The organism is Massilia sp. P2_C2, assembly GCF_056404615.1.
Genome location: NZ_JBFUDR010000171.1, coordinates 1 through 13,168, shown reverse-complemented (window position 1 = coordinate 13,168; position 13,168 = coordinate 1). Strand labels below are relative to the sequence as shown.

The window sequence follows — 13,168 nt, the reverse complement described above, 5'->3', positions numbered from 1 at the left end:
GCGCCGAATGAATAGAAATCTGAACTAGCATCAGCTTTTTTAAAATCCTGCATGAACTCCGGCGGCGAATAATCGCGAGTACCTGCTGTCGTGCCCGTCATTGTTAATGTTGTACCTTCGCCATCGCGGACAGCAATTAAGCCGAAATCAGATATTGCAAACCGGTCAGGCGGGACAAGAAGCACGTTTTGCGGCTTAAGATCTCGATGCCATATTCCGATTTCGTGCAATGCACCTAATCCTGACAAAATATCAAATAAGCCTTTTTTTATTAAATCGTAGTGCACGGCGCCAGCAATGTAATCTGCAATCACATCCTTAAATGTGCATTGAGCAAGTTCCATCACAAAAAAAGGTGGACTTGCGTCAAGCTGTTGATAATGCACTCGAATAACATTTGGATGCACTACTTCAGCTTGCTTGATCGCCTCTTGCTTGAAGCGCTTAGTTAAATTTTCACATAACGCATGATCGCTCGCATAATTTTCCAAACTTAGCTCTTTTAATGCATACGGAAAATTATTCACGTCCGTAGCAAGATAAACTTTACCGAAACCGCCCCCACCAATGAACTTATTTTTTAAAAACATTGATACTCCCTGAAGATTTGGACTTATTCAGCTCAGTATTTTTATAGCGGATACCTTCCAGCTGACTTTACATTTGACACTCGGTTCGGGTGTCAAAGTTTTTAACCGATCGCATAGCCATTAAATAGAAACGGCACCTCGAAGGTGCCGTTTTCATTAGCCGTTCAGACTAGGGCTGAAGCAATCACTCGCCGTCACCATGATGCTGTTCCAGCGAAGCAGCCTGCTGCTGATCTTCCATCGCCTGCAGTTCGGCCGCCATATTGGCTTTCTCCTGCTGCAGCAGCGCCTGGCGCTCTTCCGCTTCCCACGCCTCTTTTTCCTTGCGGGCGCGGTGGAATGCCAGACCCGTACCGCCCGGGATCAGGCGGCCGACGATGACGTTTTCCTTCAGGCCGCGCAGACCGTCGCGCTTGCCCATGATCGCCGCTTCGGTCAGCACGCGGGTGGTTTCCTGGAACGATGCGGCCGAGATGAACGAGTCGGTCGACAGCGATGCCTTGGTAATACCCAGCAGCACGTTTTCGTAMKKCGCCGGCAGCTTGCCTGCGGCCGTCACGCGGTCGTTCTCTTCCAGCAGTTCCGAACGCTCCACCTGCTCGCCGACGATGTAGTCGGTGTCGCCGGCTTCGACGATCTGCACGCGRCGCAGCATCTGGCGAACGATCACCTCGATGTGCTTGTCGTTGATCTTCACGCCCTGCAGACGRTACACGTCCTGCACTTCGTCGACGATGTAGCGGGCCAGCGCTTCGATACCCAGCAGGCGCAGGATGTCTTGCGGATCGGCCGGGCCGTCCACGATCATCTCGCCCTTGTTCACCACCTGGCCGTCGTGCACCAGCACTTGCTTGTCCTTGGTGATCAGGAACTCGTGCTTGTTGCCGTCCATGTCGGTGATTTCCAGGCGCTGCTTGCCCTTGGTCTCTTTACCGAAGGCGACCGTACCGGTGACTTCCGCCAGCATGCCGGCATCTTTCGGCGAACGGGCTTCGAACAGCTCGGCAACGCGCGGCAGACCACCGGTAATGTCACGGGTCTTCTGCGATTCCGTCGGGATACGTGCAAGCACTTCACCCACCGACACTTGCTGGCCATCCTTCACCATGATCAGCGCGCCGACCTGGAAGCCGATCGTCACGGCGTGCTCGGTGCCGGCGATCTTGACTTCCTGACCTTCGGCGTTGAGCAGCTTGACCTGCGGACGGTTGACCTTGCCCGAGCCGCGGCGTTTCGGGTCGATCGCGACCAGCGTGGACAGGCCGGTCACGTCGTCCACCTGGCGAGCGACGGTGACGCCCTCTTCCACGTTCTCGAACTTGATCGTACCGGCGTACTCGGTGATGATCGGACGGGTCAGCGGGTCCCACGTTGCCAGCGGCACGCCGGCCTTGACCGTCATGCCGTCCTGCACGACCAGGGTCGCGCCGTACGGCACCTTGTGACGCTCGCGCTCGCGGCCGTGGTCGTCCGTGATCAGCACTTCGCCCGAACGCGAAATGACGATCTGGGCGCCCTTGCCGTTGGTCACGTAACGCATGGTCGCCGTGAAGCGGACCGTGCCGTTCGACTTGGCTTCGACCGACGATGCCACCGCCGCACGCGATGCCGCACCACCGATGTGGAACGTACGCATGGTCAGCTGGGTACCCGGTTCACCGATCGACTGTGCCGCCACGACGCCGACGGCTTCGCCGGAGTTCACCAGCATGCCGCGGCCCAGGTCACGGCCGTAGCACTTCGCGCACAGGCCATAACGGGTGTCGCAGTTCAGCGGCGTGCGGACCTTGACTTCGTCGATGCCCAGACGCTCGATCTCTTCGACCATGTCTTCGTCCAGCAGCGTGCCGGCTTCGTACAGGGTCGCCTGCGTTTCCGGATTGACGACGTCGGTACCGGTCACGCGGCCCAGGATACGGTCGCGCAGGGCTTCGATCACTTCACCGCCTTCGACCATCGCCTTCATGTGCGTGCCGTTGTTGGTGCCGCAATCGTCTTCCGTCACCACCAGGTCCTGCGTCACGTCGACCAGACGACGGGTCAGGTAACCCGAGTTTGCCGTCTTCAGCGCGGTGTCGGCCAGACCTTTACGGGCGCCGTGCGTCGAGATGAAGTACTGCAGAACGTTCAGGCCTTCGCGGAAGTTCGCGGTAATCGGCGTTTCGATAATCGAGCCGTCCGGCTTCGCCATCAGGCCGCGCATACCGGCCAGCTGACGGATCTGGGCTGCGGAACCACGGGCGCCCGAGTCGGCCATCATGTAAATGGCGTTGAACGACTCTTGCGTGCCTTGCGTACCGTCGCGCTTCGTGACCGGCTCCACCTTGAGCTGGTCCATCATCGCCTTGCCCACTTCGTCCGAGGTCTTGCCCCAGATGTCGACGACCTTGTTGTAACGCTCGCCGGCGGTGACCAGACCCGAGGCGTACTGCTGCTCGATCTGTTTCACTTCCGTTTCTGCGGTCGAGATCATGGTCTTCTTGACGTCCGGGATCAGCATGTCGTCCACGGCGATCGAGATACCGGCGCGCGTTGCGAGACGGAAGCCCGACTGCATCAGCTTGTCGGCGAACACGACGGTCGCACGCAGGCCGCACTTGCGGAACGACGTGTTGATCAGCTTCGAGATTTCCTTCTTCTTCAGCGCGCGGTTCAGCACCGAGAACGGCAGGCCTTTCGGCAGGATCTCGGACAGGATCGCACGGCCGACCGTGGTCTCGTAGCGGGTCAGGGTCTGGTCGAAGCCGCCTTCGGCGTTGCGCGGGAATTCCACGATACGCACGGTGATGCGGGTCGCCAGTTCGACTTCCTTGTTGTCGTATGCGCGGATGACTTCCGACACGTCCGGGAACAGCATGCCTTCGCCCTTGGCGTTGATCGCCTCGCGGCTCGCGTAGTACAGACCCAGCACGATATCCTGGGACGGCACGATCGACGGTTCGCCGTTCGACGGGAACAGGATGTTGTTCGAGGCCAGCATCAAGGTGCGGGCTTCCATCTGTGCTTCGATCGACAGCGGGACGTGGACTGCCATCTGGTCACCGTCGAAGTCGGCGTTGAACGCCGCGCAGACCAGCGGGTGCAGCTGGATTGCCTTGCCTTCGATCAGCACCGGCTCGAACGCCTGGATACCGAGACGGTGCAGCGTCGGCGCACGGTTCAGCATCACCGGGTGTTCCTTGATGACTTCTTCCAGGATGTCCCAGACGACCGGTTCCTGCTGCTCGACGAGCTTCTTCGCAGCCTTGATGGTGGTCGCGAGACCCATCAGTTCCAGCTTGTTGAAGATGAACGGCTTGAACAGTTCCAGGGCCATCAGCTTCGGCAGACCGCACTGGTGCAGTTTCAGCTGCGGACCCACCACGATGACCGAACGGCCCGAGTAGTCGACGCGCTTGCCCAGCAGGTTCTGACGGAAGCGGCCGCCTTTACCCTTGATCATCTCGGCCAGCGACTTCAGCGGACGCTTGTTGGCGCCGGTCATTGCCTTGCCGCGACGGCCGTTGTCCAGCAGCGAGTCCACTGCTTCCTGCAGCATGCGCTTCTCGTTACGCGTAATGATCTCCGGAGCGCGCAGTTCCATCAGGCGCTTCAGGCGGTTGTTACGGTTGATGACGCGGCGGTACAGGTCGTTCAGGTCGGACGTGGCGAAACGGCCGCCATCCAGCGGGACGAGCGGACGCAGCTCCGGCGGCAGGACCGGGAGCACTTCCATGATCATCCATTCCGGCTTGATGCCCGAACGCTGGAACGCCTCGAGCACTTTCAGGCGCTTGGCGTACTTCTTGATCTTGGCTTCCGACTTCGACTCTTTGAGTTCGACGCGCAGGGCTTCGGCTTCGCGGTCGATGTCGATCGAGCGCAGCAGTTCACGGATGCCTTCGGCGCCCATGAATGCGGTGAAGTCGTCGCCGTACTCTTCGTACTTGGCGGCGTAGTCGTCTTCCGACATGATCTGGCACTTCTTCAGCGGAGTCATGCCCGGATCGGTCACGACGTATGCTTCGAAGTACAGGACGCGTTCGATATCGCGCAGCGTCATGTCCAGGACCATGCCCAGACGCGACGGCAGCGACTTCAGGAACCAGATGTGCGCGACCGGCGAGGCCAGCTCGATGTGGCCCATGCGCTCACGACGGACTTTCGCCAGGGTGACTTCGACGCCGCACTTCTCGCAAATGACGCCGCGGTGCTTCAGGCGCTTGTACTTGCCGCACAGGCATTCGTAGTCCTTGATCGGACCGAAGATTTTTGCGCAAAACAGGCCATCACGTTCCGGTTTGAACGTACGGTAGTTGATGGTTTCCGGCTTCTTGACTTCGCCGTACGACCACGAACGGATTTTCTCGGGCGACGCCAGGCCAATCTTGATGGCKTCGAAGCTCTCGTTTTGCTGAACTTGCTTGAATAGATCGAGCAGTGCTTTCATTTATCACTCCGGGTGATTGAATTCTKTACTTCTACCGCGCCCCGCCTTCGGGCGGAGCGCGATACGTCCTGGTGTGTCAGTTGCGCTCGAGATCGATGTCGATACCCAGCGAGCGGATCTCTTTCACCAGCACGTTGAACGATTCCGGCATACCGGCGTCGATCACGTGGTCACCCTTGACCAGGTTCTCGTACACCTTGGTACGGCCGTTCACGTCGTCCGACTTCACGGTCAGCATTTCCTGCAGCACGTACGATGCGCCGTACGCTTCCAGTGCCCACACCTCCATCTCACCGAAGCGCTGGCCACCGAACYGGGCTTTACCACCCAGCGGCTGCTGCGTCACCAGCGAGTACGGACCGGTCGAGCGGGCGTGCATCTTGTCGTCGACCAGGTGGTGCAGCTTCAGCATGTGCATGAAGCCCACGGTCACCTTGCGTTCGAACGCTTCGCCGGTGCGGCCGTCGAACATCGTGACCTGGTTCTTCGACGGGGTCATGCCCAGGTGCTTGGCGATCGGGTCGGGGAAGGCCAGGTCCAGCATGCGGCGGATCTCTTCTTCGTGCGCACCGTCGAACACCGGGGTCGCGAACGGCACGCCGTTCTTGAGGTTGCTCGCCAGTTCGACGATTTCCTCGTCGCTGAAGTTGTCCAGGTCTTCCTTCTTGCCCGTCTCGTTGTAGATCTTGCCCAGGAAGGCGCGCAGTTGCTCGGTCTCGGCCTTGGCCTTGATCATTTCGCCCAGGCGCAGGCCCAGACCTTTCGCTGCCCAACCCAGGTGGGTTTCCAGGATCTGACCGACGTTCATACGCGACGGCACGCCCAGCGGGTTCAGCACGACGTCGGCCGGCGTACCGTCGGCCATGAACGGCATGTCTTCCACCGGCACGATACGCGAGACCACACCCTTGTTACCGTGGCGGCCTGCCATCTTGTCGCCCGACTGCAGGCGGCGCTTGACGGCCAGGTAGACCTTGACCATCTTCTGCACGCCCGGCTGCAGCTCGTCGCCCTGCGTGAGCTTCTTGCGCTTCTCTTCGAAGGCCAGGTCGAACTGGTGACGCTTCTCGTTGATCGACTCCTTCATCGCCTCCAGTGCGTTGGCGGTTTCGTCGTCGGCCGGACGGATGTCGAACCAGTGGAACTTGTCCAGGTCGTCCAGGTAGGCCTTGTCGATCACGGCACCCTTGGCCAGCTTCTTCGGACCGCCGTTGACGGTCTTGCCGACCAGCAGACGCTCCAGACGCTGGAACGCGTCGCCTTCCACGATACGCAACTGGTCGTTCAGGTCCAGGCGGAAGCGCTTCAGCTCGTCGTCGATGATCTGCTGGGCGCGCTTGTCGCGCACGATGCCTTCACGCGTGAACACCTGCACGTCGATCACGGTACCGACCATGCCCGACGGCACGCGCAGCGACGTATCTTTAACATCCGACGCTTTTTCACCGAAAATTGCGCGCAGCAGCTTCTCTTCGGGCGTCAGTTGGGTTTCGCCCTTCGGCGTCACCTTACCGACCAGCACGTCACCGGCCTGCACTTCGGCGCCGATGTAGACGATGCCCGACTCGTCCAGGCGAGCCAGCTGGTTTTCCGCCAGGTTCGAGATGTCGCGGGTGATTTCTTCAGGGCCCAGCTTGGTGTCGCGCGCCACGACCGACAGTTCCTCGATGTGGATCGAGGTGTAGCGGTCATCCTTGACGACGTTTTCCGAGATCAGGATCGAGTCCTCGAAGTTCAGGCCGTTCCACGGCATGAACGCCACCAGCATGTTCTGGCCCAGTGCCAGTTCGCCCAGGTCGGTCGACGCGCCGTCGGCGATGACGTCGCCGCGAGCCACGCGATCGCCCACTTTCACGATCGGACGCTGGTTGATGTTGGTGTTCTGGTTCGAACGGGTGTACTTGATCAGGTTGTAGATGTCGACACCGACTTCACCAGCCTGCGCTTCTTCGTCGTTCACGCGGATCACCACGCGGCCGGCGTCGACGTAATCGACGATACCGCCACGGGTCGCCTGCACGGTCGTGCCCGAGTCCACCGCCACGGTGCGCTCGATGCCGGTACCGACGAAGGCTTTCTCCGGACGCAGGCAAGGCACGGCCTGGCGCTGCATGTTGGCGCCCATCAGTGCACGGTTCGCGTCGTCGTGCTCGAGGAACGGAATCAGCGATGCTGCCACCGACACGATCTGGCCCGGGGCCACGTCCATGTACTGGATGCGTTCCGGCGACACGAGGATGGTCTCGCCCGCTTCACGTGCCGAGACCAGCTCGTCGACCAGCTCGCCTTCTGCGTTGATCTGCGCGTTCGCCTGGGCGATGATGTAGCGGCCTTCTTCGATCGCCGACAGGTATTCGATCTTCTCGGTGACTTTCGAACCTTCGACCTTGCGGTACGGGGTTTCCAGGAAGCCGTATTCGTTCAGGCGGGCAAACAGTGCCAGCGAGTTGATCAGGCCGATGTTCGGGCCTTCAGGCGTTTCGATCGGGCAGACGCGGCCGTAGTGGGTCGGGTGCACGTCGCGGACTTCGAAGCCGGCGCGCTCGCGGGTCAGGCCGCCCGGGCCCAGTGCGGAGACACGGCGTTTGTGCGTGATTTCCGACAGCGGGTTGGTCTGGTCCATGAACTGCGACAGCTGCGACGAACCGAAGAATTCGCGGATCGCGGCCGAGATCGGCTTGCTGTTGATCAGGTCGTGCGGCATCAGGTTGTCCGCTTCGGCCTGGCCGAGGCGTTCCTTGACGGCGCGCTCCACGCGCACGAGGCCGGCGCGGAACTGGTTTTCGGCCAGTTCGCCCACGCAACGCACGCGGCGGTTACCCAGGTGATCGATGTCGTCGACTTCGCCGCGACCATTGCGCAGCTCAACCAGGATCTTGATCACGGCCAGGATGTCTTCGTTCGACAGGGTCATGTCGCCGACCAGTTCGTCACGGCCGATACGGCGGTTGAACTTCATGCGGCCCACGGCCGACAGGTCGTAGCGTTCCGGGCTGTAGAACAGGCCGTGGAACAGCGCTTCCACCGATTCTTCGGTCGGCGGTTCGCCCGGACGCATCATGCGGTAGATCGCCACGCGGGCGGCGGTCTGGTCGGCGGTGTCGTCGGTACGCAGCGTCTGCGAGATGTAGGCACCCTGGTCCAGGTCGTTGGTGTACAGCGTCTGGATGGTCTGGATGTTGGCGTCGCGCAGCTTGCCCAGCAATTCGTCGGTCAGCTCGTCGTTGGCATTGGCGATGATCTCGCCCGTGTCGCCGTCGACGACGTTCTTCGCCAGCACGCGGCCGATCAGGTAGTCTTCCGGCACCGAGATATAGGTGATGCCGGCGTTTTCGATGTCGCGCACATGCTTGGCATTGATGCGCTTGTCCTTCGTCACGATGGTCTTGCCGGTCTTCGGATCGACGATGTCGAAGCGCGCGACTTCACCGCGCAGGCGCTCGGCCACGAATTCCAGTTCCGCGCCTTCCGAGCGCAGGTTGAAGTTGTCGAACACGAAGAAGTTCGCGAGGATCTGCTCCGGCGTCATGCCGATGGCCTTCAGCAGGATCGTCACCGGCATCTTGCGGCGGCGGTCGACGCGGAAGAACAGGATGTCCTTCGGGTCGAACTCGAAGTCCAGCCACGAGCCGCGGTAAGGAATGATACGTGCCGAGAACAGCAGCTTGCCCGACGAGTGCGTCTTGCCGCGGTCGTGCTCGAAGAACACGCCCGGCGAACGGTGCAGCTGCGAGACGATCACGCGCTCGGTGCCGTTGATCACGAACGAACCATTGGCGGTCATGAGCGGCAGTTCGCCCATGTACACTTCCTGTTCCTTCATTTCCTTCACGACCGGCTTGGTCGGCGATTCCTTGTCCAGGATCACCAGGCGCACCTTGGCGCGCAGCGGCGACGCGAAGGTCAGGCCGCGTTGTTGGCATTCCTTGACGTCGAAAGCGGGGTCACCCAGCACGTAAGAGAGGAACTCGAGGCGCGCAAAACCGTTGTGCGACACGATCGGGAAGATGGAGGTGAAAGCCGATTGCAGACCTTCGTTCTTGCGTACGGAGGGCCCTGCATCCGCTTGCAGGAAATTCTCGTAAGACTCCAGCTGCGTAGCGAGGAGATAGGGAACGTTGTGAACGTTGGCGCGCTTCGCGAACGACTTGCGAATGCGTTTCTTCTCAGTAAATGAGTAGTGCATGGACACTCCGTGAGTGACAGAAAGGATGAGAATTCAGGAATTGCCAGTGGTTAAGCCACCACATGCAAGGCCTCAAATCTCGCCGCATTCCGCCGGGTGATTGGGAACCGGTGCTGCTGTGTTACGATAATGCTGTGCTGCGGTGCTTCTGAAACAGGGGTATTCCGTATTTTGTCGTAGGGACGACAAAAGAGCCAAAGCCGCATACCCCTCCTTCCGGCGGGGATCTGCGCGCTTTGACTCCGGCGCGGGGCGCTGTTTCCAGCGCCCTTTGCATATGTATTACTTGAGCTCGGCCTTGGCGCCAGCTTCTTCCAGCTTCTTCTTGGCGGCTTCAGCGTCAGCTTTCGGCAGGGCTTCCTTGACAGTCTTCGGTGCGCCGTCGACCAGGTCCTTGGCTTCTTTCAGGCCCAGACCGGTGATTTCACGGACGGCCTTGATGACGCCGACCTTGTTCGCGCCGACTTCAGCCAGCACGACGTTGAATTCGGTCTGCTCTTCAGCAGCCGGTGCAGCGGCGCCGCCGCCAGCTGCCGGAGCTGCCATTGCAGCTGCCGACACGCCGAACTTCTCTTCGAAAGCCTTGACCAGGTCGTTCAGTTCCATGACCGACATTGCGCCAACTGCGTCCAGGAACTCTTCTTTGCTAATTGCCATTTGAAACTCCAAATATTTGATTGTGATTAGTACTTGAGCAAAAAGGCTTGCTTATTCTGCTGCAGCGGCTTCTGCCGGAGCTGCGGAACCTTCGCCTTTTTGTGCTGCCACGGCAGCCAGAACTCGTGCAAAGCCGGACACCGGAGCCTGCATGACGCCCAGCAGCTGGGCGATGAGGACTTCACGGCTCGGGATGCTTGCCAGCGCGTTGACGCCAGCGACATCCAGGTTCTTACCAGCGTAGTTACCGCCCTTGACCACCAGTTTGTCGTTGGTCTTCGAGAAGTCGCTGAGCACCTTGGCGGCTGCGACGGCGTCGTCCGAGATCGAGTAGATCAGCGGACCAACCATGGTCTCAGCCAGCGGTGCGAACTGGGTGCCTTCGACAGCGCGACGAGCCAGCGTGTTCTTCAGAACACGCAGGTACACGCCCTGCGAACGAGCATTTGCACGGAGTTTCGTCAGAGCACTAACCTGGATGCCACGGTACTCGGCGACGACGATGGTTTGCGCAGTTGCTACTTTTGCGCCAACTTCTTCGACGACGACCTTTTTGTCATTCAGATTAAGACCCACGGTCAATCTCCTTAAATGATGTGAGGGACGTCCCCCGCATCGGTTCGAACACGGCGTCCGAAGTTAAGAAGTACGACAAAGCATCGACTACAAAACTTGTTCGGGTTCGCCATCTGCGTTGGGTTTATGTATTAACCTCCAGCCCAACCTTCTGCTTTCGGCCCAACGGTCTTTGATTGCCTGGCGGGGTTCAGTCCGCCAGCCCAAAGATCTGCCCTACGTTGCTCTGTAAGGACTTAATTCTTTGCATGCCAAGGTGGGCACGTTTCATTTGGGGCCCCCGGCCCCAAATGCCCACCCTACATTCCTTGCTATTAGGCAGCCAGGGTAGCGTGATCGACACGCACGCCAGCGCCCATGGTCGACGAGATCGCGACCTTGCGCAGGTAAACACCTTTCGACGAAGCCGGCTTGGCTTTGTTCAGGGCGTCGATCAGCGCGACCAGGTTGGTCTTCAGCTGTTCGTCGCTGAACGACTTGCGGCCGATCGTAGCGTGGATGATACCTGCCTTGTCGGTACGGTACTGGACCTGACCGGCCTTGGCGTTCTTGACGGCGCCAGCCACGTCCGGGGTCACGGTGCCGACCTTCGGGTTCGGCATCAGGCCGCGCGGGCCCAGGATCTGACCCAGGGTACCGACGATACGCATGGTGTCCGGCGAAGCGATGACGACGTCGAACGGCATGTCGCCGGCCTTGACGCGCTCTGCCAGGTCTTCCATGCCGACGATGTCGGCGCCGGCGGCTTTAGCCTGCTCGGCCTTGTCGCCCTGTGCGAAGACAGCGACGCGGACGGTCTTGCCGGTACCAGCCGGCAGAACGACGGAACCGCGAACGACCTGGTCCGATTTCTTCGGATCCACGCCCAGTTGCACGGCGACGTCGATCGACTCGTTGAACTTGGCGGTGGCGAATTCTTTGACGATTGCGACGGCGTTGTCGAAAGCGTAGGACTTGTTACGGTCGACCTTGGCTTTGATTTCTTTGACGCGCTTGGACAGCTTGGCCATATTAGATACCCTCCACCGTGATGCCCATCGAACGAGCCGAGCCGGCCACGACGCGCACAGCGGCGTCCAGGTCAGCGGCGGTCAGGTCCGGCTGCTTGATTTTTGCGATTTCTTCAGCCTGGGCACGGGTCAGCGTGCCGACCTTGTCGGTATGCGGCTTCGGCGAACCTTTGGTGACGCCCGAGAATTTCTTGATCAGGTACGTTGCCGGCGGGGTCTTCATCTCGAAGGTGAACGACTTGTCCGCGAAGGCGGTGATCACGACCGGAATCGGCATGCCCGGCTCCATGCCCTGGGTCTTGGCATTGAAGGCCTTGCAGAATTCCATGATGTTCAGACCGCGCTGGCCGAGGGCCGGGCCGATCGGGGGGGACGGGTTTGCTTTACCAGCCGGCACTTGCAGCTTGATAAAACCGACGATTTTCTTTGCCATTTTCTTGGCTCCTATGTCGATTATGAGTGGTAGCGCTCCACCGATACCACTTATCCGGCGGAGCTCCTCTTATCGGATTCCGCCTTGCTGCTGCGACGCTCCGATTCGGCGTTTTAGACTTTCTCTACCTGCCCGAACTCCAGTTCCACCGGAGTCGCGCGGCCGAAGATGGTGACAGACACACGCACCTTCGATTTTTCGTAGTTGACTTCCTCGACAGAGCCGTTGAAGTCGGTGAACGGGCCTTCCTTGATGCGCACCTGCTCGCCCACTTCGTACAGCACCTTGGGCCGCGGCTTCTCGACACCTTCCTGGACCTGCTGCATGATCTTGTCGATCTCGCGCGCCGGAATCGGGGTCGGCTTGTTGCTCTTGCCGCCGATGAAGCCGGTGACTTTCGGCGTGTTCTTCACGAGGTGCCAGGTCTCGTCGGTCATTTCCATCTCGACCAGCACATAACCCGGGAAGAAGCGACGCTCGGATACCGATTTGCTGCCGTTCTTGACTTCGACCACTTCTTCGGTCGGAACCAGGATGCGGCCGAACTGTTCCTGCATGCCGCCGCGCTCGATGCGATCGGTCAGGCCGCGCATCACGCTCTTTTCCATGCCGGAATAGACATGCACGACGTACCAGCGCTTGTTGCTGACCGGAGTACTCAGAGGCGCACCAGCGTCTTGTGCCGGGGCGTCACCCGGCACGTTATCTTGCTGAACGTTATCGCTCATTATTGTTTCCACCCCAGGATCACGTCGTACATCAGGAATTCGAGAATCTTATCCGTGCCCCACAGGAAAATTGCCATCACCAGCACGAACCCGAACACCACGGCGGTGATCTGGGTCGCTTCCTTGCGGGTAGGCCATACAACCTTCTTCGTTTCACGTACGGACTCTTTGGCGAAGACAAGGAAGTCACGACCGGTGGCGGAAGTCCACAAGAGCAGGACGGCAATAGCCAAACCAGCCACGAGTGCGCCTGCGCACATCAGGGCTGGTTTGTTCTGGCCTTTCAGGATGAAAAAGCCGACCACACCTGCAATCGTAGCAACCACTGCCAGCGCGACCTTGAACTTGTCGTTCGAGGTGCCGACGGTTTGCACGGATTGATTAGACATACTTAATTTACTTTCGGGTGCCTGGCACCGAATTCGGTGGCAGGGGCGGAGGGCATCGAACCCCCAACCTTCGGTTTTGGAGACCGACGCTCTGCCAATTGAGCTACGCCCCTACAAAAACTTCTAGTTGAATCGAGCATTATACGCGACCCGGATACTTCGCGCAACAC

At 59.8% G+C, this 13,168-nt stretch carries 9 protein-coding genes and 1 tRNA gene; all 10 read right to left on the bottom strand.

From position 1 onward, the window contains the following. Positions 1-590, bottom strand: a 590-nt coding sequence (locus AC1DYX_RS19035; RefSeq protein WP_477261639.1) for a protein kinase domain-containing protein, incomplete at its 3' end; no start/stop codon positions are given. Positions 591-774: 184 nt separating this feature from the next. Continuing rightward, complete coding sequence (gene rpoC, locus AC1DYX_RS19030) at positions 775-5,019, bottom strand: DNA-directed RNA polymerase subunit beta' (protein WP_477261637.1); 4,245 nt, start codon at positions 5,017-5,019, stop codon at positions 775-777. 76 nt (positions 5,020-5,095) lie between these two features. After that, positions 5,096-9,205, bottom strand: coding sequence for a DNA-directed RNA polymerase subunit beta (gene rpoB, locus AC1DYX_RS19025; RefSeq protein ID WP_477261635.1), 4,110 nt, complete (start codon positions 9,203-9,205; stop codon positions 5,096-5,098). 282 nt (positions 9,206-9,487) lie between these two features. Continuing rightward, the gene (gene rplL, locus AC1DYX_RS19020) at positions 9,488-9,862 is read right to left on the bottom strand and encodes a 50S ribosomal protein L7/L12 (RefSeq protein WP_052234154.1); all 375 of its coding nucleotides are present in this window, start codon (positions 9,860-9,862) and stop codon (positions 9,488-9,490) included. Between the two features lie 51 nt (positions 9,863-9,913). Beyond that, positions 9,914-10,438: a 50S ribosomal protein L10 gene (rplJ, locus tag AC1DYX_RS19015; protein ID WP_477261632.1), complete on the bottom strand. Its 525-nt coding sequence runs from the start codon at positions 10,436-10,438 to the stop codon at positions 9,914-9,916. Between the two features lie 314 nt (positions 10,439-10,752). Further along, positions 10,753-11,448, bottom strand: a complete 696-nt coding sequence (gene rplA / locus AC1DYX_RS19010; protein ID WP_477261630.1) for a 50S ribosomal protein L1 — start codon at positions 11,446-11,448, stop codon at positions 10,753-10,755. A gap of 1 nt (position 11,449) precedes the next feature. Continuing rightward, complete coding sequence (gene rplK, locus AC1DYX_RS19005) at positions 11,450-11,881, bottom strand: 50S ribosomal protein L11 (RefSeq protein ID WP_036239070.1); 432 nt, start codon at positions 11,879-11,881, stop codon at positions 11,450-11,452. Positions 11,882-11,994: 113 nt separating this feature from the next. Next, positions 11,995-12,609, bottom strand: a complete 615-nt coding sequence (gene nusG / locus AC1DYX_RS19000; RefSeq protein WP_477261627.1) for a transcription termination/antitermination protein NusG — start codon at positions 12,607-12,609, stop codon at positions 11,995-11,997. Next, the gene (secE, locus tag AC1DYX_RS18995; protein ID WP_477261625.1) at positions 12,609-12,998 is read right to left on the bottom strand and encodes a preprotein translocase subunit SecE; all 390 of its coding nucleotides are present in this window, start codon (positions 12,996-12,998) and stop codon (positions 12,609-12,611) included. Before secE ends, nusG begins: the two co-directional genes overlap by 1 nt. Positions 12,999-13,035: 37 nt before the next feature. After that, positions 13,036-13,111 (bottom strand) — tRNA-Trp (locus tag AC1DYX_RS18990). Positions 13,112-13,168: the final 57 nt, after the last annotated feature.

Coding starts and splice junctions, on each gene's coding strand:
- nusG (WP_477261627.1), bottom strand. CDS start 12,609: ATGAGCGATAACGTTCAGCAAGATAACGTGCCGGGTGACGCCCCGGCA.
- secE (WP_477261625.1), bottom strand. CDS start 12,998: ATGTCTAATCAATCCGTGCAAACCGTCGGCACCTCGAACGACAAGTTC.
- rplA (WP_477261630.1), bottom strand. CDS start 11,448: ATGGCCAAGCTGTCCAAGCGCGTCAAAGAAATCAAAGCCAAGGTCGAC.
- rplK (WP_036239070.1), bottom strand. CDS start 11,881: ATGGCAAAGAAAATCGTCGGTTTTATCAAGCTGCAAGTGCCGGCTGGT.
- rplL (WP_052234154.1), bottom strand. CDS start 9,862: ATGGCAATTAGCAAAGAAGAGTTCCTGGACGCAGTTGGCGCAATGTCG.